Raw genomic sequence first — 1828 nt, 5'->3', positions numbered from 1 at the left:
GTGGCGAAAATGCTCGAGACCGGCGTACCGGTGGGCCTGGGAACGGACGCCACCCGCGTGGCGAGCTACAACCCGTGGACCGCGCTCTACTGGCTGGTCTCCGGCCGCACCGTCGGCGGGATGCAGATGTACGATCACAGCGCCCGTCTGGACCGCGATACCGCCCTGATGCTCTGGACCCAGGGCAGCGCGTGGTTCTCCAGCGAGCAGAACCAGAAGGGGCAGATCAAGGTCGGCCAGCTCGCCGACCTGGCAGTGCTGAGCAAAGACTATTTCCGCGTGCCGGAAGAGGAGATCAAGGGCATCGAGTCCGTTCTCACGGTGGTCAACGGCGATATCGTCTACGCCGCGGGCAGCTTTGGCCCGCTCGCGCCGCCGGCCATCCCGGTCCTGCCCGAGTGGTCACCGGTGGTCAAGGTGCCGGGCCACTACCGCAGCGCGCCGCCGCAGGCCGCACGCGTGGGTATGAGTGTGGCTCACCACTGCAGCGGGCCGTGCGGGGTTCACAGCCACCAGCATGACTTCGCCCGCACGTCAGCGATGCCGGTGTCCGACGATAACGCTTTCTGGGGGGCGCTGGGCTGCAGCTGCTTTGCATTCTGATGAAAAACACCACTATGCCGCCCCGGATCGACCTGGGGCTGTTCTTCCTGCGCCTGACCGGCAGCCTGCTGCTGCTGTACGTGCACGGCCTGCCGAAGGTGCTGCACTTCAGCGAAGAGCTGACGCGCATTGAAGATCCGTTCGGCTTCGGGCCTTACGCGAGCCTGATCCCGGCGATTGTCGCCGAGGTGATCTGCCCGCTGTTGATCGTTGCGGGCGTCTACACCCGCCTGGCGTGCCTGCCGATTATCGCCGTGCTGCTGGTGGCGATGCTGGCGGTCCACCCGAACTGGTCGATTGCCGAAGGGCAGTTTGGCTGGCTGCTGCTGATTATCTTCACCACCCTTGCCCTCACCGGGCCGGGCCAGTGGCGGCTGCAGCGTAAGGCAGCGGAGAGGTTCGCATGACCCAGGTTAACGACGTTCGCGACGCACACGTCGAGACGACGCCCGCACCGACGGTTTCACCCTGGCAGCCGCTGAGCCAGCCGGTGTTCCGCATGCTGTGGATCGCCACGGTGGTCTCTAACGTCGGCTCATGGATGAGCGACGTCGGCATCAACTGGAGCATGCTGACCCTGAGCGCCGACCCGCTGGATATCGCGCTGGTGCAGGCGGCCAGCAGCCTGCCGATGTTCCTCTTCGCCCTGCCGTCCGGGGTGATGGCGGACATCGTCGACCGACGTAAATACCTGCTCTTCTCCCAGCTGTGGGTGTTCATCGCCGCCGCCGGGCTGACGGCGCTCTCCTTCACCGGACACGTCACCCCCACCGTTCTGCTGGTGGCGACGTTTCTGCTGAGCGTGGGCGCGGCGATGAGCTCGCCGCCGTTCCAGGCCGTGGTGCCCGATCTGGTGAGCAAGCCGGAGCTGGGTGCCGCCGTGGCGCTGAACTCACTGGGGGTGAACATCAGCCGGGCGATTGGCCCCGCGCTGGGTGGTTTCCTGCTGTCGCTCGCCGGGCCGTGGATGGTGTTTGCCCTGAACGCGCTGTCCGTGGTGGGCGTGGCGTGGGTGCTCTGGCGCTGGCGTCCGGCCCCGTCCATTCAGCGTCTGCCGCCGGAGCACTTCTTCTCTGCGGTGCGCACCGGCATCCGCTACGTGCACGCCGCCCCGGTGCTGCGCAACGTGCTGGTGCGTACCGTGGCGTTCTTCGTTTTCGGCAGCGCGGGCTGGGCACTGCTGCCGCTGGTGGCGCGCCGCGAACTGGGCCTGGGCCCGGCGGGC

The 1828-nt window shown here is 67.3% G+C and carries 3 protein-coding genes; all 3 read left to right on the top strand.

Annotation, left to right across the window (positions count from 1 at the left end; genetic code table 11):
- Nucleotides 1–603 (top strand): amidohydrolase family protein (locus DOU50_RS00370; protein ID WP_148768477.1); only part of this gene is annotated, 603 nt, incomplete at its 5' end.
- Complete coding sequence (locus DOU50_RS00365) at nt 603–1010, top strand: DoxX family protein (RefSeq protein WP_148768476.1); 408 nt, start codon at nt 603–605, stop codon at nt 1008–1010. The genes DOU50_RS00370 and DOU50_RS00365, both read left to right, overlap by 1 nt.
- Nucleotides 1007–1828, top strand: an 822-nt coding sequence (locus DOU50_RS00360; protein ID WP_148768475.1) for an MFS transporter, incomplete at its 3' end; no start/stop codon positions are given. The genes DOU50_RS00365 and DOU50_RS00360, both read left to right, overlap by 4 nt.

This window comes from Enterobacter sp. C6, assembly GCF_008122455.1.
GTDB lineage: Bacteria > Pseudomonadota > Gammaproteobacteria > Enterobacterales > Enterobacteriaceae > Enterobacter > Enterobacter pseudoroggenkampii.
The sequence above is the reverse complement of the archived record's forward strand: the minus strand, read 5'-3'. Positions and strand labels throughout refer to the sequence as shown.